Genomic DNA, 23,584 nt, shown 5'->3' with positions numbered 1-23,584 from the left:
GATTTTTGAAGAAGTGGCGCAAGATTGAATTATTAAAGTTTTCTTATTTGTTTGCACAGCTTTTTGTCATTCTGAGGAACGAGGAATCCCCACAAGTACCTCGACCAAGAAAATCGCTAATATTTGTCATTTCGACGAAGGAGAAATCACATTCGGGGATCGACAAAGATTGGGAATTTTCGTTGAGGAGTTTCTCGGTCTCATAAGAAGATTGTTGTTTGTAGAGGAAATGAGTTTTCAATTAACAGAATTTGTATATTGGTGGTAGAAATAAATTGTCTTTTTGTTAAGTCAATTTCGTTATTTATATAATATATTTTAAATTAATAGTATCATGGAGGAAAAGATAAGTATTGAAGAATTAAAGCTAGAAATAGATAGAATTGGGACAGATCTACAGAAACATAATGGCGATCCCATCTCAGCTATAATAGAAGCGTGGTATTATAAAGTAGAAATTTTGTTAGCTCATGATTATTTTTTTGAACAGGATTTTTTGAACGAATTAACAAGTTACAAACTAAAATGTCAAGAAATTTATTCAGGCACTTCTGTACCAGACATTGGTAAACGCAAACAAATAATTCAAGAGTTAATAGAAAAAAAATTTGAAGAAAAATGTAACAAGAATTAAGTGGTTAATAAGATAATGACGGTTTAATTCGGTCAGTAAAGGATGCTATTAACTCTATCTGTTTTAGTAATTTTGAAAGAGGACAGTTAATTTTTAGGGGACAAGTAAATTCGGAATGGGATGTTTTGCCTTCATTGTTTAGAAAATATCAAAATTTTCATGACGCAAATATCTATGAAGGAGTGACTGTAGGACAAATATTCAATGGTATTAAATCTCCTTTTATGAATAATTATGACCCAATTGAGCAATTAATGATTGCTCAACATTTTGAAATGCCTACTCGTTTAGTTGATTGGACATCTGATATTTTGGTTGCACTTTTTTTTGCATGTTATGATTGTAGAAATGAAAATAATGATAAAAATGGAAGACTGATTTTGACTGAGAAATTAAGTTTTAAAATTTTTAATACTAATTCCTCCGATCTTTTAGAGTATAGAGAACCTCTTTTGGCGGAAAAAACAGCAATTTATAAAAAGAGATTTGATATTGATGATATTCATTTTTTAGAACCATTAGTTAAAAATCCAAGAATGAGATTTCAAGATGGTAGTTTTATGTTTTTTCCTTGGAAGTTTAGTGAAAATGATGGTGAATTGTTAAGTTTTAATAAATATATCAGAGAACATCGGAAAGCAATAGATCAGTTTAATTTGGGTAAAAAGGAAAAGCACCCTTATTTTTTTGTTGTTCATAAAGATATAGACAAAGACTTCAAGGGAAAAATCCTGTTAGAATTAGATGAAATCTATGGAATATCTGCACAAACTTTATTTATAGATTCAAAATATTCAAAAACTGTAGAGGATCATTTTAATATTCTAAAAAGTCACGCAGAAATAAAGACTTTGCAATTGTCTAAAAAATAAGAGTTTACGTTTGTAGATGTGTTTGCAAAAACGAAAGTTCGTAATAATGAAAAATCCATTAATAAAGAATTCAAACCTCCAAATAAGAAAAGCCCAAGCCAAAGACCTGGACTTCATCTACAAATCAATCTGCGAACTAGAAAATGAAGAATTAAACTTCGAAGTCTTCGCAGCAATCTTTAACGAAAATATTTCAAACCCAAGAAATCTTTATCTTATTGCCGAAAACGAAAATGAAGGTTTAGGATTTATTAGTTTTCATACCCAAAACCTCTTACATCATTGTGGTTTAGTTGGTGAGATTCAGGAGTTTTTTATTCATCAAAATCATCGCGGAAAAGGTGTTGGTCGACAACTTATCGAGAAAATTAAGCAATATGCAGAAGAGAATAAATTAAAAAGTATCGAAGTGACCACAAATCGCAAAAGAGTAGAAAATGTCTTGATTTACGAAAATCTTGGTTTTACCTTATCGCATAACAAGTTTACTATCTATAAATAATGAAAGAATTAAATCCATCAATAAAACATCATCTGGTAGTTGGGCTTCTTATTGCTTTATGGATTTTTGCTTTCGCTTTTATCATAAAACCTTTTGACGACGGAACTTTAAATTTTCGATCCTGGTTTTTCATCAGCTTCGGTTTCAGTGTTTTGGCTTTTTTGTGTTACAGTGTTTTGGCCGTTCTTCAAAAAAAGATTTACGAGAAAATCTCAAAGTGGAATCTCAGTTTAGAAATCAGCAGTATTGTTTTCTTTTTTTTACTTTATTTATTTGGAATTTATACGTTTTATAAAAGCCCAATCTTAAAAGGCGGATATACTTTTACGGAGTTTTTCTTTGTAATTTTCATTAAAATAGCTTTGATTTTAACTCCGGTAATTATTCTCGCAAGAAGATATTTAATCAAACTCATTCCCGTAAAAGATGATGTTCTGACATTCATAGGAGAAAATAAACTAGATATTTTAAAAATCAAAAAAGCCGATTTGGTTTGTATTTCTAATGCTCAAAATTATGTTGAGATTTTTTATATCGAAAACGAAAAATTACATTCAAAACTGATCCGATCTTCACTCAAAAAAATCCTCGAAGATTTTACTTTTTTAATTCAAATTCATCGTTCACATTTAATAAATCCCATTCATTTTAAGTCCTGGAGAAATTCAAACACTGTTATTCTAACTCAAATCGAACTTCCGGTTTCTAAGAATTATAAAGAAACTTTATTGACATTATAATTTCGTACCTAAAAGAATAGGTTTTGTACCTAAGCCAGTAAAACAAGCTTTTAGGGTGATTTTTCATTTTAGTTTTGCTTCATCAATTTTAAAAATTAATTATGAAAACAAAACATCTTTGCCTACTTGGATTATTATTTTTCCTGATCAGTTATTTATTCTTTGCTAAAGTTTTACCCAATTTTCAAAAACCAATTGATTTTGCGCATTGGTTTAATTTAATTGGAGCTTGTTTGTTATTGTCCTTTAATGATGTTTTTCCGAAATGGGAATGGAGTTTTGCTGCTTCCTTCACAACAAGTTTAGGAGTTATTGCCCACATCGGACTTTGTACTATTGACTTCGTAATGTGGAGTTATGGAAATGATGAAGTTGCAAAAGAAGCGTTAAGTATTCAGATTGAGAGTACACCTTCTCTTTTTTATCCTTTTATTGTTATTGGCCCTTCGTTGCTTTTTATTGGTTTGAGTTTGCATGCTTTACGTTTTATTAAAACGAATTTTGTAATTGTTTTAATGATCATGCTGAGTTCTGCATCAATTGGATTTTCATTTTTTGTTTTGAAAGACGGAATTTATATGCTTTTGAGCTGTGTTATTTTTGTTTTTGGATTGGGCTTTTTGCTTCATAAAAAAGGAATCAATAATTAAAAACAAGTCATTGTATAAATGAAGTTACATTGTAGCTATTGTTTTAATTTGTATTTTCGTTCTTCTGACGGACTTAAATAAAACAAATTGAATAAAAATCTAAAATACCTTCTTTCGTTCTTTCTGGTTTTCACCATGATTGCGACGGATTGTACAATAGATTCGCAATCAAAATCAGCAGAATATTATCAGGTTTCGCAAGTTGTTTTAGGAAGAGATTTAGATTTTGCAACTTCACGTTTTTATATTTTCAATCAATTAAAAACGAGTATTAAAGTTCCCTTTTTAATTCCTGTCACTTATATTCAATTAAAAGCTGTTTTTAGTTTTCAAATTCAGGTAGTATTAAAATGGCAAGCACTTCTTCATGAAAAAATAAATTCATTTATAAAGCAAGCTGTTTTTGTAAATGAAGTATTCAATTCAAACAATTTATTATAAAAGTTTATACAGTGCTTAAGAAAATTTATTTCTAAGCTTTATGTCTTCAGGCATATGATGATAAAATAATGTCTAATCATTTATCATTTTCAAAATGTATAAACACAAAAATAAAACACGCTTAGAGCAATCTAGGCAACCGCTTCATTGGATAAAAAGAAAATTAATTTTAATTATAACGGCCTTTATGCTCGGAATGTCAAACGGAATGCACGTGCATGACGAGGCACTTAAAGGAAATCAACATTATACTGAACAGCATAAAAAGGATTGATTTTTTTAATTAGATAATGTGTCAATGAGATAATTAGAAAATGTTTTATTGTGGGTCTAAAGGATTAATCGGTTTCAATTTTATGTTGCGACCTTTGTCAAAGTTTTAAACTTTGACAAAGGTTTTTAGCACCATCTTGTCATTTCGACTGAAAGGAGAAATCACACTAGTAATTCGACATGCAAAATCGCCAATCTTTGTAGAGTTTCGAGTGTGATTCCTTCGTCGAAATGATAAACTTTGTGAAATAAAAAAAAACCGAAGCATCAAGCTTCGGTTTTCTTATTGGAATTTAGATTTTTTTTTTGATTTTTTAAAAAAATTAATCAATCCATTTATAATATCTCGCCCCAATCAAATTAGGAATCTCTTTTTCAATTCGGTCTAAAATCCATTCGTTTTTAGGAGCTCGAACGCTTTGTTTTTGTTGTTTTTTGTGAAGACTTTCGTAAGTTTCAAAACCAATTTCTACACTTTCTTCCAGATTTTCAAACAGTTTAACTTGAGCTAAAGCCGATTTCCATTCTGGCTGAATCGTTCCTTCAAAAACTTTCGATTTCGATCCGCTTCCGTACGCTAAGAAACCGAATTTAGTTCCGGCAACTTCTTGCTTTGTATCGTAATAATGCGCCAAAGTCGATAATAATCCCATGAAAATTGAACCTGTATAAAGGTTTCCAATTAAAGACGAAGCTAATTCTGCAGGTTGTAATTTCTCAGTTACAAACTTTTTATAGTCGTCTGATTTTCCAACTTCTTTAATTTTATTCTGATAATCTGCAGGCTCGATATTTTCTAAAATGATTTTATCTGCACTGTCTAAAGCATAAATTTCAGACAACATTCTTCTTCCCTGAAAAGAATAGGGAAGGTGCATGATAATGCTGTTCCAGGTGTTGTATAAAGTTTCGGTTGTGTTTTTTAGTTTTTTGAAGGAGAAGTAGGCATTTCGCGTACGATCCATATAACATTGATTCGAATATTGTCCGTCAAAAACCGGTTGATCTTTGTGAATTTCGATTTCGGCTTCTAAATTGTCAAACCACGGATCGTTATTTTCGTTTTTTGTTATTTCTTCTTTAGAGATAGTTCTGTATGGTTTAAAAAAGTCGAAAACACCTTTTGTACTAGTTGCCCAATTTTCATCAAAAGCAATAATTCTTGGGTTCGAAGTGACTAACATTGCTAAGGCTCCTGCGCCTTGTGTGTATTCTCCGGTTGAATTTAAATCGTATTTAGCGAAATCAGTTGTAACCACAATTGCTTTTTTCGTCGGATTCAATTTTACAAAATCAATACAATTTTGAAGTGCATCAACACCGCCAATACAGGCAAAAGTAAAATCGACAACATCGCATTCGGCCAGAGCATCTTCGCCAAATTTCTGTTCCATTAAATTGATTAAATACGAGCTAATTGGTTTTGAACTGTCGATACCACTTTCGGTACCCACATAAATCCGGCTGATTTCGTTTGGGTTTATATTGTTCTCCAGAATAAGTTTGGTTAAAGCGTTTGCTCCAAAAACTACAGCATCCTGATGAACATCTGGTAAGGTCATTTTAATTAATCCAAGACCTTTTTCTAATTTTTCTGGTTCAATATTTCTGGCAACTGCCAAAGTTCTGATGGGTAAGTGTATGTTGGCTACATCAAAAGAGATAGCATCAATTCCTGTTTTCATTCTCATTTTTTTTGAAGCCGATAAAGGTAAAATTATGTAATGGAATGACCATTTTTTTCTGCTATAAAATTTCGAATCGCAACCACTTTTGAAGAAAATAAATTAAAAGTTTGATTAAAATAGTAATTTCATAAAGTTTTGTGACTGTCTGTAGCGTTGGTATTACTGTTAAATAATTTCTGTAAAGTGTGCGTTTTTAGTTTTTTATAATAAAATTATTTGATATTAAGTATTTTTTGTACGTAAAAATACTTAATACTTAGTCTATTTTAAAATGATTATAAATAACAACGAAATGGTTGTAGTTCTTTGTTAATTGAGTTATTTTTGTCTAATTTTTTAAAACAAACTACTTAAACACTTATGGCACAATCTGCACTATTGAATGCTTCCATCTTAAAGAAAGTGGCTATGGCTCTTTCGGGAATATTCTTAATCACGTTTTTAGCGCTGCATGTTTCCTTAAACTTCATTTCTATTATTAGTGAAGATGTTTTTAATGAAGCTTCTCACTTCATGGGATACAATCCGCTAATTCAATATGTAATGCAACCTGTCTTGGCATTCGGAGTAATTTTCCATTTCGTTATGGGATTTGTACTGACTGCTCAAAATAGCGCTGCAAGACCAATTGCGTACGCAAAATACAACGGAGCTGCAAATGCTTCATGGAGTTCTAGAAATATGATTATTTCTGGATTGGTGATCTTAGCTTTCTTAGGATTGCATTTTTACGATTTTTGGTTTCCAGAAGTTAACTACAAATATATTGTAGGGAATGCGCCAGATGCAACAAGATATTATGAAGAATTAGTGCATAAGTTTCATGATCCAATTCGCACGGGATTATATTGTGTGGCTTTTGTGTTATTAGGTCTTCACCTTTGGCATGGATTCGCATCTTCTCTTCAGTCAATGGGGATGCACAATAAATACTCTCGTTTCTTAAGTAAAGTTGGTTATGGATTTGCGGTTGTTGTACCTGCATTATTCGTTATCATCGCATTATTTCATCATTTCAATAATTAATATCAATTATAATGGCATTAGATTCAAAAATTCCAAATGGTCCAATATCGGACAAATGGACAAATTATAAAGATCATATTAATTTAGTAAACCCTGCTAACAAACGTAATTTAGATATTATTATCGTTGGTACAGGTTTAGCTGGAGGTTCTGCAGCAGCTACTTTGGCAGAATTAGGATATAACGTAAAAGCATTTTGCTTTCAGGATTCACCAAGACGTGCGCACTCTATTGCGGCACAAGGGGGAATCAATGCAGCAAAAAATTATAAAGGTGACGGTGACTCAGTTTACAGATTATTTTATGATACTGTAAAAGGAGGTGACTACCGTGCGCGTGAAGCAAACGTTCACCGTTTGGCTGAAGTTTCGGCAAATATTATTGACCAGTGTGTGGCTCAAGGGGTGCCATTGGCTCGTGAATATGGAGGACTTTTAGACAACCGTTCTTTTGGAGGAACTTTGGTTTCTCGTACATTTTATGCACAAGGACAAACCGGACAACAATTATTGTTAGGAGCTTATTCTGCAATGAACCGTCAGATTGGTCGTGGTAAAGTAAAAATGTACAACCGTCACGAGATGCTTGACATCGTAATCGTTGACGGAAAAGCGAGAGGAATTATCGCTCGTAACTTAATTACCGGAGAAATAGAAAGACATTCTGCTCACGCTGTAGTAGTTGGTTCTGGAGGATACGGAAACGTATTTTTCCTTTCAACAAATGCTATGGGAAGTAACGCAACAGCAGCTTGGAAAATTCATAAAAAAGGAGCATTTTTCGCAAATCCTTGTTACACACAAATTCACCCAACATGTATTCCGGTTTCTGGAGATCACCAGTCAAAACTGACTTTGATGTCTGAGTCGTTACGTAATGACGGTCGTATTTGGGTTCCTGCAAAATTAGAAGATGCTCAGGCAATTCGTGAAGGAAAGAAAAAAGCAACTGATTTATCTGAAGCTGAGAGAGATTATTTCTTAGAAAGAAGATATCCTGCTTTTGGTAACTTAGTGCCTCGTGACGTTGCATCTCGTGCAGCTAAAGAAAGATGTGATGCAGGTTTTGGAGTTAACAAAACCGGAGAAGCAGTTTACTTAGATTTCGCAGCAGCAATTAAACGTTACGGAACCGAAGATGCTTATGTAAAAGGTTTAGATGATAAAGATGCGGCTTTAATAACTAAATTAGGAGCTGCAATCGTGAAAAGTAAATACGGAAACTTATTCCAGATGTATTACAAAATCGTTGATGAGGATCCTTACACAACGCCAATGATGATTTACCCGGCGGTTCACTACACAATGGGTGGAACTTGGGTTGATTATAATTTGATGACTACAATTCCGGGATGTTTCTCAATTGGAGAATCTAACTTCTCTGATCACGGAGCAAACAGACTTGGAGCTTCTGCTTTGATGCAAGGTTTAGCTGATGGATATTTCGTTCTTCCTTATACTATCGGAGATTATTTGGCTCCAGATATTAAAATGGGACCAATTTCTACAGATTTACCAGAATTCGTAGCAGCAGAAAAAGAAGTAAAAGATCAAATCGACAGATTTATCAATAATAAAGGAACTCATTCTGTAGATTATTTCCATAAGAAATTAGGAAAAATCATGTGGGATAAAGTGGGTATGGCTCGTAATGCTAAAGGTTTAACTGAAGCTATCGAAGAAATTGCCGCTCTACGTGAAGAGTTTTATAAAGATGTAAAAGTTCCTGGAAGCGCTAACGAATTTAATCAGGAATTAGAGAAAGCGACACGTGTTGCCGATTTCTTAGAGTTAGGAGAATTGTTCGCAAAAGATGCATTGCACCGTAATGAATCTTGTGGAGGTCACTTCCGTGAAGAATACCAAACAGAAGAAGGAGAAGCACTTCGTGATGACGAAAACTTTGCATACGTTGCAGCTTGGGAATACAAAGGAAAACCAAGTGATGCTGTATTACACAAAGAACCTCTAGTTTACGAAAATATTAAATTAGTTCAACGAAGCTATAAATAGTATTTAAGAAAGTTAAGAAACTTGCTAAATACTTAAAACTTATACAAAATGAAACTTACATTAAAAATATGGCGTCAGAAAAACGCCCAAGATAAAGGAGGAATAGTTGACTATCCAATCGACGGAATCGAACCAGATATGTCTTTCCTTGAAATGCTTGATGTTCTTAACGAACAATTAATCAACAAAGGAGAAGAGCCTGTAGCGTTTGACCACGATTGTCGTGAAGGAATCTGCGGAATGTGTTCTTTATTCATTAACGGAGAAGCACACGGACCAGACAGAGGAGTTACAACTTGTCAGCTGCACATGCGTATGTTTAAAGATGGCGATACGATTTTTATCGAGCCATTTAGAGCAAAAGCTTTCCCGGTAATTAAAGATTTAGTTGTTGACAGAAGTTCTTTTGACAGAATTCAACACGCTGGAGGATTTATCTCGGTAAATACTTCTGGAAATACAATTGATGCGAATACAATTCCAATTAACAAAGACGATGCAGATAAATCATTTGATGCTGCTGCTTGTATTGGTTGTGGAGCTTGTGTTGCAACTTGTAAAAACTCATCAGCCATGTTGTTTGTTGGCGCAAAAGTATCTCAATATGCTTTGTTGCCACAAGGTAAAGTTGAGGCTACAGAACGTGTATTAAACATGGTTCACCAAATGGATTTAGAAGGTTTTGGTAACTGTACTAACACTGGAGCTTGTGAAGTAGAATGTCCAAAAGGAATTTCTCTTGAAAATATCGCACGTATGAACCGTGAATATTTAGCTGCAAGCTTAAAAGGGTAATCCTAATTATAGTTTTAAATAAAAAAAGCATCCGTTGTAGCGGATGCTTTTTTGTTTTCTATTCATAATACAATTGTGAAGCTTTTATTTCTTGTTTTTCTTTTCCTTCCTGCTGAATATAACAACTTAAAGAAGTTCCTCCAATCTGATCAAAATAACTGATGTTGATTTTGTGAAATCCTTTTTCGAGTTTTACAACTCCATAAGCTTCATTAAGCCAATGGATACCATCGTTATTTACAATCAATTCATTGTCTATAAAAAGCTTTGATCCGTCATCTGAAAGTGTTGAAATGGTGTAATTTGCTGTTTCAGGAACAAAGATATATCCATCGAATTTTAAGCCGATATAACGCTCTGTTTTCGTTTTCCATTTTTCACTGCTTATCGTGCCCTCAAAGATTCCTGAATTTATTGGTTTTGCTAATTCTAAATCCTGAACTTGCTGAAATAAAGTTCCTGTGTAATATTCGTATTTTAAACCTTTCTTTGTTGGATTTACAGCTAAAGCTGATTTTTGCTCCGGATTTCTAACCAGTATTTTGTTGATTGAACTTTTTCGTCCGCTGGGACTTATTTGAACGGTTTTGATAGTCCTGTATTCTCCTTTCGGAATGTTTATCGTTACTGATTTGTCGTAAAGTTCAGCAGTTTCATCTGGATTGTAGCCATCAATAGTATAGAAAATTTTTCCATTTTTGATGGTTGGTTTTAAATCCAGAACATATTTTGAAGCGATTAATGCCGTTTCGTTAGAGCCAAAAGGAACCGGAACTTTATATAATCTTTTCTGTGCTTCTAATTTTTCGATATGATGAGGCATTCGGTTTAGAACAAAATTATTATAGTCTTTGTTTTGAAGTTCTGTCCAGGCAATTTCGGCCAAAGCAAACATTCTAGGATAAAGCTGATAATTTAATTTGGCCGGACTTGTCAAATATTCTGACCAAAGATTTGATTGAACACCCCAAATATATTTTTGTTCTTCAATCGTCAGACTGTCGACAGGCGTCGGGTTGTAATTGTATATTTTCTCAACCGTAACTAGTCTTCCAACGGTTAAGGGTTCTTGTGGAGAATATCCCTGATTATAATCTAAATATAGAAATTGTTCCGGATTCATGATAACAAGGTGCTTTTGTTTGGCAGCATTAATTCCGCCAGATTCTCCACGCCATGACATTACAGCTGCGTTTGGTGCCAATCCGCCTTCAAGCATTTCATCCCAGCCTAAAATTTGTCTTCCATTTGAGTTTAAGAATTTTTCTATTCTTTTAGTTAAATAGCCTTGTAGTTCATGTTCATCTTTCAATCCTAAAGCTGCAATTCTCTTTTGGCAATTAGGACATTCTTTCCATCTTGCTTTTGGACATTCATCGCCACCAATATGAATGTATTTACTCGGAAATAAAGCCATAACTTCAGTTAGAACATCTTCTAAAAAAGTAAAAGTTTCTTCTTTTCCTGCACAAAAAATGTCTTCAAAAACGCCCCAATATTCTACCACTTTATAAGAACGATCCGGAAAACAAGATAAATTTGGATACGCAGTTACCGCTGCGGTTGCATGACCCGGCATTTCGATTTCAGGAATTATATTTACATAGTGTTCTTCTGCAAATTTTACAACTTCCTTAATTTCTTCCTGTGTATAAAAACCTCCGTATGGATTTCCATCAAAAAAATAAGGGAATCTTTCGAATTTATTTCCCACTAAAGTCTGTGCTCTTTTAGATCCGACTTCAGTTAATTTTGGATATTTTTTTATCTCAATTCTCCATCCCTGATCGTCTGTTAAATGCCAATGAAAATTATTTAATTTATAGCTGGCCATCTGTGCTATAAAATCTTTTATAACATCAATAGTGAAAAAGTGCCTGCAAACATCTAAGTGTAAACCGCGGTAAGCGAATCTTGGTGCGTCTTCGATGGATACACAAGGCAATTTTATTTCTCTTGCAGATGGTTTATTTGGCAACATTTGCAATAAACTCTGAACGGCATAAAATAATCCTTCTTCACTTCCGGTAACGGTTATTTTTTTAGTAGTAATATTTATTTTATAAGCTTCTTTTTTTAATGTAAAAGATGGGTTTTGTGTAATAAACAATACTTCAATATTGCTCTTTTTTGAAGCTACATTTTTATTGATAGCTGATTCGAAAATTTGTGCTGTTTTAAGTTCTTTTGTGCTGAATTTATTTTTCTCAAAAGAAATTTTTATTTGTCCGTTTAAACTAATACTATCTCCAGTTGCTTTATATGAATTTGGAGCTGGAATTATCGAACTGTTTTCAGAAATGGTTTGAGCATTTCCGAAGGAATAGCAAAATAACAAAAGAAGGAATATATTTTTCAGCATGATTAGTTTCTGGGTTTGTTAACAAAGTTATTGTTTGTAAATTAAACTGCATTTTTTTTGCAAATCTTATTTGAGTTTAAATGGCTTTAAAATAGGCTAATTAACTATTTTATTACATTGTGTTATAATTTGTTTCGCAATAATATTGCATTTATTGTTTACATTTGTTTTCAATAAAATTGAATTTGCATGAATAATGATAATGAAGTAATAAACTATAGCAAGGAAGAACGTAAAAATCTTATTTTAAAGGAGATTAACTTGCATACTCGTGTAAGTTTTGAAACACTTTCGGCTAAATTATTTGTTTCAGAAGATACTGTAAGACGTGATATTAATGAACTTGAATCAGAATCATTATTAATTAAGGTGAAAGGTGGTGCAATGACAAAAGCATACCATCATTCTTCTTCAAATCAAACTTATGCAGGCGAATCAAAACAAATTATTGCACAAAAAACTTTAGGTTTACTTCACGACGGAATGGTTTTATTAATTGGCGGCGGAACTACTATTAGGGAGTTCATTCGCTTAATTCCTAATGATTTAAATCTGACTATATTTACTGTTACGGTTTTATCTGCCGTTGAACTTTTAGATAAACCTAATGTGAAAATTATCATGATTGGGGGCAGTATTTCATCTTATAGTCAAATGTGCGTGAGCGGCGATGTCTATAATCAATTGGCGAATATTAAAGTTGATTTATTAATATTAGGAACTAATGCCTTAGATATCGAAGGTGGTTTCTCAGATTCTGATTGGGAAACCGTTCAGGTAAAAAAAGCAATGATTCAGGCCTCTGAAAAAACAGCGATTTTGACTATTTCTGAAAAACTCGATACGGTTTTAAAAATGAAAATTGCCAACTTATCTGAGGTTGATTACGTTGTCACGGAAGTTGATCCTAATGACAAAAAATTACAATCGTATAAGAAGGCAGTTCCAAGTTTAGTTTTTATTTAATCCCAATTTTTCATTAAAAAATTAATCCAGTTCTGGTGAAAGATTTTGTCAAGATCTTCATTAGAATATCCTTTGTCTTTAAAAATAAGAACGAGTTTTTGCAAATCAGCAATGGTATTTAAATCATACGGAGACTGTTCTGTGCCAAAAGCACCGTCGAGATCAGAACCAATTCCGATATGATCCGTATTTCCGGCCAATTGACAAATGTGATCCATGTGTTTAAAAACCGTTTCAAGATTGCAATTGGTACCTTGCGGAGTTGAAACACCTCTTTCCCAATCGGGAACCAACATCCACGCATCTAAAGCTCCTCCAATAACAGCGCCTCTCGAAATCAAAGCTTTAATCATTTCGTCGCTGTATTGACGATTATGATCTACAAGAGTTCTGCAGTTATTATGACTTGCCCAAACCGGACCATTATAATGATCTAAAGCTTGCCAAAAAGCATCGTCACATAAATGAGTGGCATCTAAAATGATATTCAAACGTTCCATTTCTTTCAATAAATCAAGGCCATTTTGATTCATTTTTCCGGTTGCATCGGTTCCGTTTACATATCGGCCAGGGCCATAATGCGCAGGACCAATTGCACGTAATCCGTAATTGTATGCCTTTTCTAAATAAGAGATATCAATAATAGAATCAGCGCCTTCTAAACTCAAAATATAGCCAATTGGTTTTTTATCATTTGGAGTTCCATCATTCCATAAATCAATTTGTTTTTGCAGCGACTTTTTATCCGTAATAGAAAACATTTCTCCCGCTTCTTCCATGGCTTTATACCACGCTAATTGTCCTTGCGTTTGCGCCCAGGCTTGTTCAGGAGAATTCCAACCGGGAATAATACTGTCAGGTTTTACAAATCGTGCAATTTGAGTGGCAACCACAATGCCGATATTGCCGCGTCGCAAATCAGGAAATGAAACTGTTGCACGTTCACGATCTGGTTTGTCGGTCATTCCTTTTTCCAATTGACGTAAAGTGGTAACGTCATTTCTTAAATCTCGGTTCCATTCCATCGCATTCATGCTCAGGTCTAAATGGGCGTCTATTATAAACATATTGTTAGACTTAAATTTTTAAATATTAATTTTTCTGCTACGGGCAGCAACCAGCCATTGATCACAAATTTGATGTTCTTTGTTGATTACCTGAACAGAATCGTAGAGGGCACAGGTTGGGCAAACGTGATAGGGTTGGGCATAAATAGTATCACCAATTTTATAATGATTTTTACCCCGATTTTCTACAATCAAATGTTCTTCTGAATGCGAAACCGGAATTAAATTTTCATCATTTAAAATCACTAATCTTTTATCGATTGGATTTTCAGAAGAAACAGCTTTGTAGCCAATATCAATACAAAGCGTTGAATTTGTTGGTTTTGAAATAATGGTTCCAACAATCACTAAAGCGGGTTTAAATTCCTGCTCCGGTAAATTAATTTGATAATTATAATCCCAAAAAACAAAAGTTCCGGGACTGCATTCTACATTTTTTTGAGTGGCATAAAACGGAAAACTATTTGATCCGCCAGCAACGATTTTTAATTTATAATTAAACTTTGATTGCAGTTTTTCAAGCTCTTTTTTAATAATCGAAAATGAATTTGAAGCATCTAATGTTCTTTCTTCGATACTTCCTTTCAAATGTCCGTCGTAAATATGAACCCCGGTAAAATGAATGTTTTTTAGTTGAAGAATTTCTTCAGTTAATTCATCCCACTTTTCAGAAATCGAAATTCCGGTTCTGTTCATTCCGGTATTCAGATCTAAATAAAGATTAAGTTTAAGGTTATTTTCTTTGGCAATTTCATTTAAGGCTTTCGCCGATTCTAAATTATCTACAATAGTCGAAAAATTTATATTTGGATATTTTTGTATTAATGAGATCCATCGCTCTTTTTTTACACCAACAGGTTGATAGGCGAGAAGCACGTCTGAAATTTCATGAAGCGCAGCAAGCTCGGCTTCGGCAATTGTAGCACATTTTACTTTTTTGATATTGTAGATTTTAAACAACTCAAGGATTTCACCAATTTTATGTGTTTTGATATGAGGTCTTAATTTTTGAGTATCACCATTTACGGCGCTAATAAGCCGTTCCAGATTAAACCGAATACGATCTTCGTAAGCGGCTAAAAATGGAGTGTCTACGTTGATTTCGGAATTAATTTTCCACCAATTGTTTTGCATAACTTTAGTTTCTTGTTTTTTCTACAACTTCAATTAAATTTTGAAAAGCTTGTAACGATTGCTCATAATTTAGGTTCAAAAGCATTTCTTTCGAAAATAAATTAGAACCAATTCCAACACAAACAACGCCAGATTTAAACCATGATTTTAGATTGCGTTCTTCTAAAGTTACGCCTCCGGTTGGCATTATTTTTAAATTTGGAAATGGCGCTCTTATTGCTTTTACATAACCTGGACCGCCAATTTTATCAGCAGGAAAAAGCTTGACGATTTCTGCTCCTAATTTATTAGCGTTTAATATTTCATTTAAAGTAGTGGCACCAGGAATCCAGTAAATACCGTTTTCAAGGCAATAGCTACCAATTTCTAAATCTGTGTGAGGGCATACAATACAGTCTGCACCTAATTGATGATAGATTTTAGCATCAATAACATTTAAAATAGAACCAACAGCTATTTTAATGTCCAAATTGTTCGTGTTTTTAAATGCAATCATTTGAGTAAATACCTCTTTTGCATCATCGGCACGAGCTGCAAACTCAATGATTTTTATGCCAGCATCAGCTGCTGATTGCAACACTATTTTGGCTGTTTCGATATTGATTTGTGTAACTAACGGAAGTACGCCTTGTGCTTTTAAAATGCTGTACATATTCTTAATTCTAATTTATCTATTGATTCTGTTACTTGCGCCATTTGCTATAAAGTGACTTATTTCTGTTGGATTGCTCATGGCAAAATCTCCGTGTATACTTTGCTTAATTACACTGCAGGCCGTTGCCCATTCGATACATTCTTGTCCTGATAATTGATTGGATAATCCGTATAATAATCCTGCGTTAAAAGCATCACCAGAACCAATTTGATCGGTTACCAAATGTATCTTGTATTCTTTTGTTTCATAAAAATGATCTTCATGAAGTAGCATACCTTTGTATAAATGTGCTAATCCGTCTGATTTTCTAAAACTCATTGCAAGCGTTTTTAGAAAAGGCATTTTTTCTTTTAATAATTGATATGTTTTTTGAAAACGATTTGCATCGGATTCTTTTTTATCGGTTTTAATTCCGAAATAAATTTCTATGGCATCTAAATCGGCAACCGTAATGGTGCTGTATTGCAATAAATCGGGCATAATTTCAGAAGGATGTTTTCCATATTGCCATAATTTCGAGCGGTAATTAAAATCGGAAGAAATTGGCAAACCTTTTTTATGTGCCGAAAGAATCGCTTTTTTGCAAACCAAACCCGCTTCATGTGAAACGCCGGGACTTATTCCTGACCAGTGAAAATGAGTTACATCGGCGAAAGCCAAATCCCAATTAATTTGATTTTCCTCAATAGTTGAAAAAGCAGAATTACTACGATCGTAAATAACCTGCGATTGCCTGATTTGGTTTCCGGCTTCGACAAAATATAATCCTAAACGTTCTCCGCCATAAACACATTTCGAGGTGTTTACTTTGTATTTCTGAAGTTCGTTTAATGCCAATTGTGCCAAATCATTTTGTGGTAATCTTGTGATATAATCGGTTTGAATACCGAGTTGAGAAAGTAAAACACAAACATTGGCTTCGGCTCCACCTACATGAATTTTTATTTCGTTAGCCTGTGTAAACCTGTTTCCATCTGCAACACTCATTCGAAGTAATAATTCTCCAAACGTTGCAATTCTTGTTTGTGGTGTATTTGTATTCATTTGTTTATTTTTTTTGCCACGGATTAAAATTATTTTACCATTAAGATATTAAGAAAATTAAGCTTGACTTCTTAATGACCTTAGTGGTCAAGAAAAATTAAGCTTTCTTTCTTAATGAAACTTAATGTCTTAATGGTTCAATTAAAAAATCATGGTCAATAATTTTAATCTGTGGCGTAACTTTTTAATATAATTCAAAAACGGCTTCAACCTCAACGGGAATATTATCTGGTAAAGATCCCATACCAACGGCACTTCTTACGCCAATTCCGTTTTCTTGTCCCCAAACTTCAGCAAATAATTCGCTGCAACCGTTTATCACATAGGGATGTCTTAGGAAATCACCATTGCAATTCACCATTCCGAGCACTTTTATGACTCTTTTTACTTTGTTTAAACTTCCAAAATTGGTTACAATAGTCGAAAGCATAGTTAAACCAACTTGTCTTGCGGCTAATTTTCCTTCTTCGATATCCATGTCGTCACCAATTCTCCCGATTACTAAAGATTTGTCATCGCGAACAGGACCATGACCGGAGAGATATAGATATTTTCCGTCGACTAAATAAGGTTTGTATATACCAAGAGGTTGAGGTGCTGGCGGTAATGATAAGCCAAGGGTTTCAAATTTTTCCTGAGGTAATAAATTCATGATATTAATGTATTATAGAGTTTAAAATAAAAACGAAAATAATTCCTAAAACAGATACTAAGGATTCCATGACAGTCCATGACTTAAAAGTATCTTTCAGGCTGATATTAAAATATTCTTTGAACATCCAAAAGCCGGGATCATTTACATGCGAGCACATCAAACTTCCGGCACCAACTGATAAAACTAATAGATTTGGGTCGAGACCATTAGCTTGTAACAAAGGTAATAAAACGCTGGCAGTCATTAATCCGGCAGCTGTTGCAGAACCTACACATACTCTGATGATTGCGGCCATAATCCAGGCCAGCAAATAAGGATGAATATTTATCTGGGTTAATGTCGTAACAATAGTTTCATTTACGCCACTTACGATCATTATTTCTTTTAAACTTCCGGCACCGCCGATAATTAAAACTATTAAAGCAATATCTTTTATGGCAACGGCGTAATCATCCATTATTGATGCAATGCTTCGGTTCATTCTTATTCCTAAAGTGTAAGTGCATATAAGCAATGAAATCAACATAATCATACTTGGTTCTCCAACTGTTTTGCAAATATTTATGACTGTTTCATTATCTGAAAGTAAAGGAAATATCGAAGTCAGTGTTAATCCGAAAACCGGAAATAATGCCGAAAATAAACTGAGTAGAAAACCAGGTTGTTTTCCTTCGTTAACAACTTCTTCGACATTCAAAATTTCATTATCTGATTCGGATTTAATGTTTTTAAGCAAATTCGAAAACAATAAGCCGGCAATGAATATTGTGGGAATGGCAATTATAATTCCGTAAACCAAAACTAGTCCAATATCAGCATTTAAGATACTGCTTAACGCCATTGGAGACGGATGTGGTGGCAAAAAACCGTGTGCTACTGAAAGCGACGCCAACATTGGAATTCCCAGATATACTTTTGAAAGCTTAAATTGATGGGCTACTGAAAAGATTAGCGGTACTAACAAAACAAATCCAACACTATAGAACAGCGGTATCCCAACAATAAATCCGGTAATCATTAATCCTAAGCGAACGTATTTTTTGCCTGTCCATCCCATAACAGTTTTGGCAATGACATTGGCAGCTCCTGATGAAACGGTAAGTTTACCAATACAGGTTCCAAAAACAATAATCAGTGTGATAGACCCTAACATTTCGCCCAAACCTTTTTGAACAGTTTGTGACAAAGTATTTATTGGCAGGCCCAAAAACAGGCCTGCTAATAAAGATGTTATGATAAAGGCAATAAACGGATTGATTTTAAGCCAAGCTATCTGAATGATTAAAAAAGCAATACATGCCGTAAGAATTAAAATGCTCATTTATTTTTTGTATTATTATTTATCCCACCAGATTTTAGTCGTAAAGGTGTCTTCTCCCTGACGCTTAACTGCTTCTGCTAAGTTAGTTGAATTCACAGAATATTCGCTCGTTGAATATTTCAATCTTCTTGGGATTGTGCCGTTTGTAACATTTCCAGGGAAGTTTACAGGAGTTAAAACAGGGTAGCCCGTTCTTCTCCAATTGGCATAAACTTCTTGTTCGTCAACAAATAATGCTACATAAATTTGAGTGTGAATCTGATTCATTTTTGCTTCAAATGATCCTGCAGCATTAAATGGATTTAAGGTTAAATAAGGTGTTGCATCAGTAATGGCATAAGTTGCACCATAAATTCCCATGTTTAAAAAAGATGCTTTTACACCCTTTTCGTATAAATCTTTATCAGTTTCTGCAGTGTACCAACCTCTTGCTGCGGCTTCTGCCAAATATAAATTGGTTTCAGCATTGCTTATCAATACTAATGGCGCATCATATTTGAAAACCGTACTTTGATTAGGTTCAGAATAAGTGGCTTGTTCAGCGGCAGGTGGTGCAATTTTGGTTCCATTTGGGAAACCTTTTTGCACGGCTAGTGTTGTGTTTTGTACTGTTCCCTGCCAAACTCCTGAATAAACACTAATTCTGGGATCTACAGTTGTTTTTAATAAATCAATGAAAGTTTTAGCCAGTTTTCCTCCTTCAACATTTTTCTGACCGTAGGATCCCGCTGTGAAATCTTGTCTTCTGGCATCGAACCCAACGGGATTTCTATTGAAATCATTTGGCCCATCTGTGTATTTCATAATGGCATTATCTGATCCGTTTAAAATTACGCCACCAGCAATAGCTTTGGTAACCCAGGTTTTGGCCAGGGCTGGATCAACTTTGGTCAATCGCAGGCCTAAACGAAGCATTAATGAATAGGAGAATTTCTTCCATTTTGTTACATCGCCATTGTAAATAAAATCGGCTCCGCCAAAACTTGGTTTAGCAGCGTCTAATGCCGTAGCAGCTTCGTCAAGTTCTTTTAGTAAATCTTTATAGATGAATTCCTGAGAATCATATTTTGGAAGAAAGATTTGTTCACTGTTTGCTTTTGCAGCTTCAGAATATGGAATATCTCCGTACAAATCTGTAATTCGGTGGTACAGATAAGCTTTCCAAATTCGGGCAATATTTAATTTATTGCTATCATTAGGATTGCTTTTTACAGTATTAATTACAATTTCTGTTTCATTTAATGCCAATGGATAAACCTGATTAAAATAAGCAGAATAATAAACTTCGTTGCTTAAATATTTATCTCCCACACCAGAGGCTTCTTTGTAAGTCGCATAATGTTGTAACATTCCGCCACATTCAAGAATGTTTGTGAAAAAATAATTATTGTTAAGGCCATCTAATTGTGCTTTGCTGAAAATATAATTTGGATTTGGTTTTTCAACTACATTCGGGTTAGTGTTGATTTCTTCAAAATCCTTGGTACAGGACGTCATACCTCCTAAAAGTAGGCCTGTAATATATAAAATGGTTATCTTTTTCATGTCTTTTAATTTTAGAATTTCACATTTAAACTTAAACCGAAACTTCTGGTTTTTGGTACTCCAAATTGTTCTACACCCTGAGCGTTTCCAGCACTAAATACAGATTCCGGATCTACGTTTGGTGTTTTCTTGTAAAGAATGAATAAATTTCTCGCAACAAATGAAACAGAAGCTCCCTGAAGTTTAGACAAGCCTTTAATTTTTTCAAGAGGCAATTGATAACCAAGAATTACTTGTCTTAGTTTTATGAAACTGGCGTCATAAATAAATGTTGAAGATATATTTCTTAAACCGTCATAGTAAGTTCTTAAGTTTTCAGGAGCAATTACCATATCAACCGGATTTCCGTTAGTATCAACACCTTTAATCGGCAATCCGTTTTCACGGCCTTCTAACGTTAATTTGGTTAATCCCATACGTGTTCCGTATAAATCTGTTCCGGAATATAAACTGCCTCCAAATTTTCCGTCAATTAAAAAGCTAAATGAAACCGATTTATATTTGAATTCATTACTAATTCCGGCTGCCCATGGATGAACGCCCTGGCCTAATTCTTCAAGCGGACCTTGTGCAATAGTTGCAGAACCACCACTCACATTATAAACGGTATTTCCATTTGCATCTTTACGCGGTTTGTAACCTTTAATGATACTGTACGGACGACCAACATCACTTGTTATGGTTACATATCCGTTTACAGAAGTTGCCATTGTAATTGAGTTTAGCTGATCAGTAAGTGCCTCAACAGTGTTTTCGTTATAAGATCCGTTGAAACTTGCATCCCATGAAAAATTCTGAGAATTGATGATTTTACCACTCAACAAAAATTCAACTCCTTTGTTTCTCATTTTTCCAAGATTTAGCAAAGCAGTGTTGGCTCCTGAAGCAGTTGAAATTGTAGTCTCAACAATATCATTTGTGGTAGCACGATTGTACCAGGCAAAATCAAGATTCAAACGATTACGGAAAAAGCCTAGATCAGCTCCAACTTCAAACGTAGTTGATGTCAATGGACTTAAAGTAGAATTTGGAACTCTTGAACTAGTTGGCCCTTGTAATTGCTGACCGTTATGTCCACCCTGAATCATAGAATAAGATTGATTCAGTGCATAAGGATCTGGTGTTGCGCCCCCAACCTGCGCCCATGAACTTCTAAGTTTTGTAAATGAAACCCAGTCTGGCATTGTTATTATATCTGAAAGAATTACACTCGTCCCAACAGAAGGATAAAATACGGTGTTATTATCTTTTGAAAGCGTTGAGAACCAATCCTGACGTCCTGTTACGTTTAGAAAAACAATATTTTTATAATCAAAATCTGCTGCGCCGTAAACCGAATTTGTTTTCGTTTTTCCGTAAGGATAGCTATAAGTTAAAGTGGATAAATTGCTCAAGGCATAAAAATCATCTAATACAAAATTAGAACCTTCAACTCTTATTTCGTCTCTTAAATTAGTACGAGAGTTAACTCCAATTAAAGCATTTAAAGAGAAATCACCGTAGATGTTTTTCTTACTATAGTTAAGAATTGCTTCAGAATTCAGGTTAGAAATTTTCATTCTTGAACCTTGTGCGTACCCAACAGGATTGTTCAAAGTTGTTTTCGGAATATATCCGAAGAATTCATAATCAGTGAAATCTTGTCCAATTCTTCCCTGAAGAAATAATTCAGGTGTAAAGTTCAATTTCACATTCAACATTCCAATAAAACGGTTTTTAGAATCGCTGTTTTTGATTTTATTGATAGTGTAATATGGATTTGTCGCAACAGCAACAGGGTTCCAGGCTTCTTCAATACCATTTTCGTCATAACCAGGAGACAAGTTTCTAATATCAACTGTGTTTGCAATCATGTAAGTTGCCCAGTTTGGATTGGCTTCGGCATCTGAAACGGTTGTTCTGTTATTTGATTTTTCAATATTATATTGTGCCACAACATCAAATTTTAACCAGTTTGTTAAGTTAACGTCACTTGCAATATTGATGCTTTTACGATTGAAATCAGAATTAGGTACAACACCCTGATTGTCCATGTTTGAAAACGAAAGACGGCCAGTAGCTTTTTCATTTCCACCTGCTAAAGCAATCGAATTTATAAAAGTTGTTCCGGTATCGTAGAAGTTTTTAATATTGTTCTTTTGTGCAACATAAGGTCTTGCAACTCCGTCAAATTGTACTACATCTGTACCATCCATTTTGGCTCCCCAGGACCAACGCCCGTCTGCTATTGCTTCTGCTTGTGTAGTTGGTTTTTTTCCTAATGCTCCTGAACCATACTCATACTGCCAATCTGGTATGATTGATGGTGTTTCAAAAGTGAATGAAGTATTATATTCTACGCCGATTCCTTTTTGGGCAGAACCTCTTTTGGTCTGAATTAAAATAACACCGTTTGCTGCACTTGAGCCATATAATGCGGCAGCAGTTCCTCCTTTTAAAACGGTAATCGTTTTTATGTCATCAGCATTTATAACAGATGTTCCATCACCTCTGTCAACGTTGATTCTTGTAGATCCGACACCATTTCCAATTCCTGGAAGATTAAGCTGGGTATTGTCGATTGGTAAATCGTTTACCACATACATAGGTTGGTTGTTTCCGTTCAAGGAACCGTTTCCACGAATAACAACTCTGCTTGATCCGTTAGGGCCAGTTGCGGTACTGCTCACGTTTACACCGGCAATTTTCCCCACCAAAGCATTCGCAATATTGGTTTCTTTTGCTTTTGTAAATTCAGTCCCTTTAAGTTCGGTAACTGCATAGGCAATAGCTTTGCTGCTTTTTTTAACTCCCAAAGCAGTTACTAAAACCTGATCCAGAACGTTTTCAGCTGGTTTTAATTTAATAACTAAATCTGAAGTATTGTCTGTTTTGTATTCTAACGTTTCGTAACCCATATAAGTAATCACAATCTGGGTTTCATTTTCAGGAACATTTAGTTTGAATTTTCCTGTCTCATCAGATATTGTTGCAATTTTATTATTCCCTTTTGCATAAATGGTTGCTCCGGCAATTGGCATTCCATCATCAAGACCTATAATTTGGCCGGTAATTTCGGTTTGATTGCTTTTTTGTTCAAAAAGGTGCTTTTTTATTGCAACCTCTTTTGCATTTGTTGAGAAGATGATTCCCCCAATAAACACTAATGAAATTAGCTTTGTTTTCATAATACTTTGGTTTTCATGTTTCTTTTTTGGTTTTT

General features: G+C 34.2%; 21 protein-coding genes. 11 read left to right on the top strand and 10 right to left on the bottom strand.

Annotated elements, in window-relative coordinates:
- Nucleotides 1–334 precede the first annotated feature (334 nt).
- The 7 genes from AC1RRN_RS15540 to AC1RRN_RS15510 all read left to right on the top strand — a co-directional run bounded on the left by AC1RRN_RS15540 (nt 335) and on the right by AC1RRN_RS15510 (nt 4,113).
- Nucleotides 335–634: a hypothetical protein gene (locus AC1RRN_RS15540; protein ID WP_492968166.1), complete on the top strand. Its 300-nt coding sequence runs from the start codon at nt 335–337 to the stop codon at nt 632–634.
- 26 nt (nt 635–660) lie between these two features.
- On the top strand, nt 661–1,506 hold the full coding sequence (locus AC1RRN_RS15535; RefSeq protein WP_492968263.1) for an FRG domain-containing protein: 846 nt from the start codon (nt 661–663) through the stop codon (nt 1,504–1,506).
- 46 nt (nt 1,507–1,552) lie between these two features.
- Complete coding sequence (locus AC1RRN_RS15530; protein WP_492968165.1) at nt 1,553–2,008, top strand: GNAT family N-acetyltransferase; 456 nt, start codon at nt 1,553–1,555, stop codon at nt 2,006–2,008.
- Nucleotides 2,008–2,748: a LytTR family DNA-binding domain-containing protein gene (locus AC1RRN_RS15525; protein WP_492968164.1), complete on the top strand. Its 741-nt coding sequence runs from the start codon at nt 2,008–2,010 to the stop codon at nt 2,746–2,748. Before AC1RRN_RS15530 ends, AC1RRN_RS15525 begins: the two co-directional genes overlap by 1 nt.
- 101 nt (nt 2,749–2,849) lie before the next feature.
- Nucleotides 2,850–3,398: a hypothetical protein gene (locus AC1RRN_RS15520; RefSeq protein WP_492968163.1), complete on the top strand. Its 549-nt coding sequence runs from the start codon at nt 2,850–2,852 to the stop codon at nt 3,396–3,398.
- Between the two features lie 87 nt (nt 3,399–3,485).
- On the top strand, nt 3,486–3,839 hold the full coding sequence (locus tag AC1RRN_RS15515) for a hypothetical protein (protein WP_492968162.1): 354 nt from the start codon (nt 3,486–3,488) through the stop codon (nt 3,837–3,839).
- 94 nt (nt 3,840–3,933) lie between these two features.
- On the top strand, nt 3,934–4,113 hold the full coding sequence (locus AC1RRN_RS15510) for a hypothetical protein (RefSeq protein ID WP_492968161.1): 180 nt from the start codon (nt 3,934–3,936) through the stop codon (nt 4,111–4,113).
- Between the two features lie 322 nt (nt 4,114–4,435).
- On the opposite strand, the gene AC1RRN_RS15505 is transcribed toward AC1RRN_RS15510, so the two are convergent.
- On the bottom strand, nt 4,436–5,797 hold the full coding sequence (locus AC1RRN_RS15505) for a hydroxymethylglutaryl-CoA synthase family protein (RefSeq protein WP_492968160.1): 1,362 nt from the start codon (nt 5,795–5,797) through the stop codon (nt 4,436–4,438).
- 363 nt (nt 5,798–6,160) lie between these two features.
- On the opposite strand from AC1RRN_RS15505, the gene AC1RRN_RS15500 reads away from it, so the two are divergent.
- The 3 genes from AC1RRN_RS15500 to AC1RRN_RS15490 are packed head-to-tail and all read left to right on the top strand — an operon-like array spanning nt 6,161 to nt 9,633.
- Entirely contained in the window at nt 6,161–6,826 is a 666-nt protein-coding gene (locus AC1RRN_RS15500) for a succinate dehydrogenase cytochrome b subunit (protein WP_492968159.1), read from the top strand.
- An 11-nt stretch (nt 6,827–6,837) separates the two neighbouring features.
- Complete coding sequence (locus tag AC1RRN_RS15495; protein WP_492968158.1) at nt 6,838–8,838, top strand: fumarate reductase/succinate dehydrogenase flavoprotein subunit; 2,001 nt, start codon at nt 6,838–6,840, stop codon at nt 8,836–8,838.
- A gap of 48 nt (nt 8,839–8,886) precedes the next feature.
- On the top strand, nt 8,887–9,633 hold the full coding sequence (locus AC1RRN_RS15490; RefSeq protein ID WP_031455145.1) for a succinate dehydrogenase/fumarate reductase iron-sulfur subunit: 747 nt from the start codon (nt 8,887–8,889) through the stop codon (nt 9,631–9,633).
- Nucleotides 9,634–9,691: 58 nt separating this feature from the next.
- Here AC1RRN_RS15490 and AC1RRN_RS15485 read toward each other — a convergent pair whose 3' ends face one another.
- A complete protein-coding gene (locus AC1RRN_RS15485; RefSeq protein ID WP_492968157.1) occupies nt 9,692–11,995 on the bottom strand; it encodes a family 20 glycosylhydrolase in 2,304 nt (767 codons plus the stop codon).
- 189 nt (nt 11,996–12,184) lie between these two features.
- Between AC1RRN_RS15485 and AC1RRN_RS15480 the strand changes: the two genes are divergently transcribed.
- Nucleotides 12,185–12,961 carry a DeoR/GlpR family DNA-binding transcription regulator gene (locus AC1RRN_RS15480; RefSeq protein WP_492968156.1) on the top strand — a complete coding sequence of 259 codons (777 nt, stop codon included), beginning with the start codon at nt 12,185–12,187 and terminating at the stop codon, nt 12,959–12,961.
- Here AC1RRN_RS15480 and AC1RRN_RS15475 read toward each other — a convergent pair.
- From AC1RRN_RS15475 to AC1RRN_RS15440, 8 genes are all read right to left on the bottom strand, one after another.
- Nucleotides 12,958–14,028, bottom strand: a complete 1,071-nt coding sequence (locus AC1RRN_RS15475; protein WP_492968155.1) for a dipeptidase — start codon at nt 14,026–14,028, stop codon at nt 12,958–12,960. The two genes, AC1RRN_RS15480 and AC1RRN_RS15475, sit on opposite strands and share 4 nt — an antisense overlap.
- An 18-nt stretch (nt 14,029–14,046) precedes the next feature.
- The gene (locus tag AC1RRN_RS15470; protein ID WP_492968154.1) at nt 14,047–15,162 is read right to left on the bottom strand and encodes a D-TA family PLP-dependent enzyme; all 1,116 of its coding nucleotides are present in this window, start codon (nt 15,160–15,162) and stop codon (nt 14,047–14,049) included.
- A gap of 4 nt (nt 15,163–15,166) precedes the next feature.
- Nucleotides 15,167–15,814, bottom strand: a complete 648-nt coding sequence (locus AC1RRN_RS15465; RefSeq protein ID WP_492968153.1) for a beta/alpha barrel domain-containing protein — start codon at nt 15,812–15,814, stop codon at nt 15,167–15,169.
- 15 nt (nt 15,815–15,829) lie between these two features.
- Nucleotides 15,830–16,861 (bottom strand): PfkB family carbohydrate kinase, encoded by a 1,032-nt coding sequence (locus AC1RRN_RS15460; RefSeq protein ID WP_492968152.1) that lies wholly within the window; start codon nt 16,859–16,861, stop codon nt 15,830–15,832.
- 184 nt (nt 16,862–17,045) lie between these two features.
- Nucleotides 17,046–17,513: a RidA family protein gene (locus AC1RRN_RS15455; RefSeq protein ID WP_492968151.1), complete on the bottom strand. Its 468-nt coding sequence runs from the start codon at nt 17,511–17,513 to the stop codon at nt 17,046–17,048.
- Between the two features lie 4 nt (nt 17,514–17,517).
- Nucleotides 17,518–18,837 carry a GntP family permease gene (locus tag AC1RRN_RS15450; protein ID WP_492968150.1) on the bottom strand — a complete coding sequence of 440 codons (1,320 nt, stop codon included), beginning with the start codon at nt 18,835–18,837 and terminating at the stop codon, nt 17,518–17,520.
- Nucleotides 18,838–18,852: 15 nt separating this feature from the next.
- Nucleotides 18,853–20,382 (bottom strand): SusD/RagB family nutrient-binding outer membrane lipoprotein, encoded by a 1,530-nt coding sequence (locus tag AC1RRN_RS15445; RefSeq protein WP_492968149.1) that lies wholly within the window; start codon nt 20,380–20,382, stop codon nt 18,853–18,855.
- 11 nt (nt 20,383–20,393) lie between these two features.
- Nucleotides 20,394–23,549 (bottom strand): SusC/RagA family TonB-linked outer membrane protein, encoded by a 3,156-nt coding sequence (locus AC1RRN_RS15440; RefSeq protein WP_492968148.1) that lies wholly within the window; start codon nt 23,547–23,549, stop codon nt 20,394–20,396.
- Between the last annotated feature and the right edge of the window lie 35 nt (nt 23,550–23,584).

This window comes from Flavobacterium sp. GW821-FHT11G01, from assembly GCF_058808175.1.
The sequence above is the reverse complement of the archived record's forward strand: the minus strand, read 5'-3'. Positions and strand labels throughout refer to the sequence as shown.

Coding starts and splice junctions, on each gene's coding strand:
- AC1RRN_RS15510 (WP_492968161.1), top strand. CDS start 3,934: ATGTATAAACACAAAAATAAAACACGCTTAGAGCAATCTAGGCAACCG.
- AC1RRN_RS15475 (WP_492968155.1), bottom strand. CDS start 14,028: ATGTTTATAATAGACGCCCATTTAGACCTGAGCATGAATGCGATGGAA.
- AC1RRN_RS15445 (WP_492968149.1), bottom strand. CDS start 20,382: ATGAAAAAGATAACCATTTTATATATTACAGGCCTACTTTTAGGAGGT.
- AC1RRN_RS15540 (WP_492968166.1), top strand. CDS start 335: ATGGAGGAAAAGATAAGTATTGAAGAATTAAAGCTAGAAATAGATAGA.
- AC1RRN_RS15460 (WP_492968152.1), bottom strand. CDS start 16,861: ATGAATACAAATACACCACAAACAAGAATTGCAACGTTTGGAGAATTA.
- AC1RRN_RS15525 (WP_492968164.1), top strand. CDS start 2,008: ATGAAAGAATTAAATCCATCAATAAAACATCATCTGGTAGTTGGGCTT.
- AC1RRN_RS15530 (WP_492968165.1), top strand. CDS start 1,553: ATGAAAAATCCATTAATAAAGAATTCAAACCTCCAAATAAGAAAAGCC.
- AC1RRN_RS15480 (WP_492968156.1), top strand. CDS start 12,185: ATGAATAATGATAATGAAGTAATAAACTATAGCAAGGAAGAACGTAAA.
- AC1RRN_RS15485 (WP_492968157.1), bottom strand. CDS start 11,995: ATGCTGAAAAATATATTCCTTCTTTTGTTATTTTGCTATTCCTTCGGA.
- AC1RRN_RS15470 (WP_492968154.1), bottom strand. CDS start 15,162: ATGCAAAACAATTGGTGGAAAATTAATTCCGAAATCAACGTAGACACT.
- AC1RRN_RS15465 (WP_492968153.1), bottom strand. CDS start 15,814: ATGTACAGCATTTTAAAAGCACAAGGCGTACTTCCGTTAGTTACACAA.
- AC1RRN_RS15450 (WP_492968150.1), bottom strand. CDS start 18,837: ATGAGCATTTTAATTCTTACGGCATGTATTGCTTTTTTAATCATTCAG.
- AC1RRN_RS15495 (WP_492968158.1), top strand. CDS start 6,838: ATGGCATTAGATTCAAAAATTCCAAATGGTCCAATATCGGACAAATGG.
- AC1RRN_RS15505 (WP_492968160.1), bottom strand. CDS start 5,797: ATGAAAACAGGAATTGATGCTATCTCTTTTGATGTAGCCAACATACAC.
- AC1RRN_RS15455 (WP_492968151.1), bottom strand. CDS start 17,513: ATGAATTTATTACCTCAGGAAAAATTTGAAACCCTTGGCTTATCATTA.
- AC1RRN_RS15490 (WP_031455145.1), top strand. CDS start 8,887: ATGAAACTTACATTAAAAATATGGCGTCAGAAAAACGCCCAAGATAAA.
- AC1RRN_RS15500 (WP_492968159.1), top strand. CDS start 6,161: ATGGCACAATCTGCACTATTGAATGCTTCCATCTTAAAGAAAGTGGCT.
- AC1RRN_RS15440 (WP_492968148.1), bottom strand. CDS start 23,549: ATGAAAACAAAGCTAATTTCATTAGTGTTTATTGGGGGAATCATCTTC.
- AC1RRN_RS15520 (WP_492968163.1), top strand. CDS start 2,850: ATGAAAACAAAACATCTTTGCCTACTTGGATTATTATTTTTCCTGATC.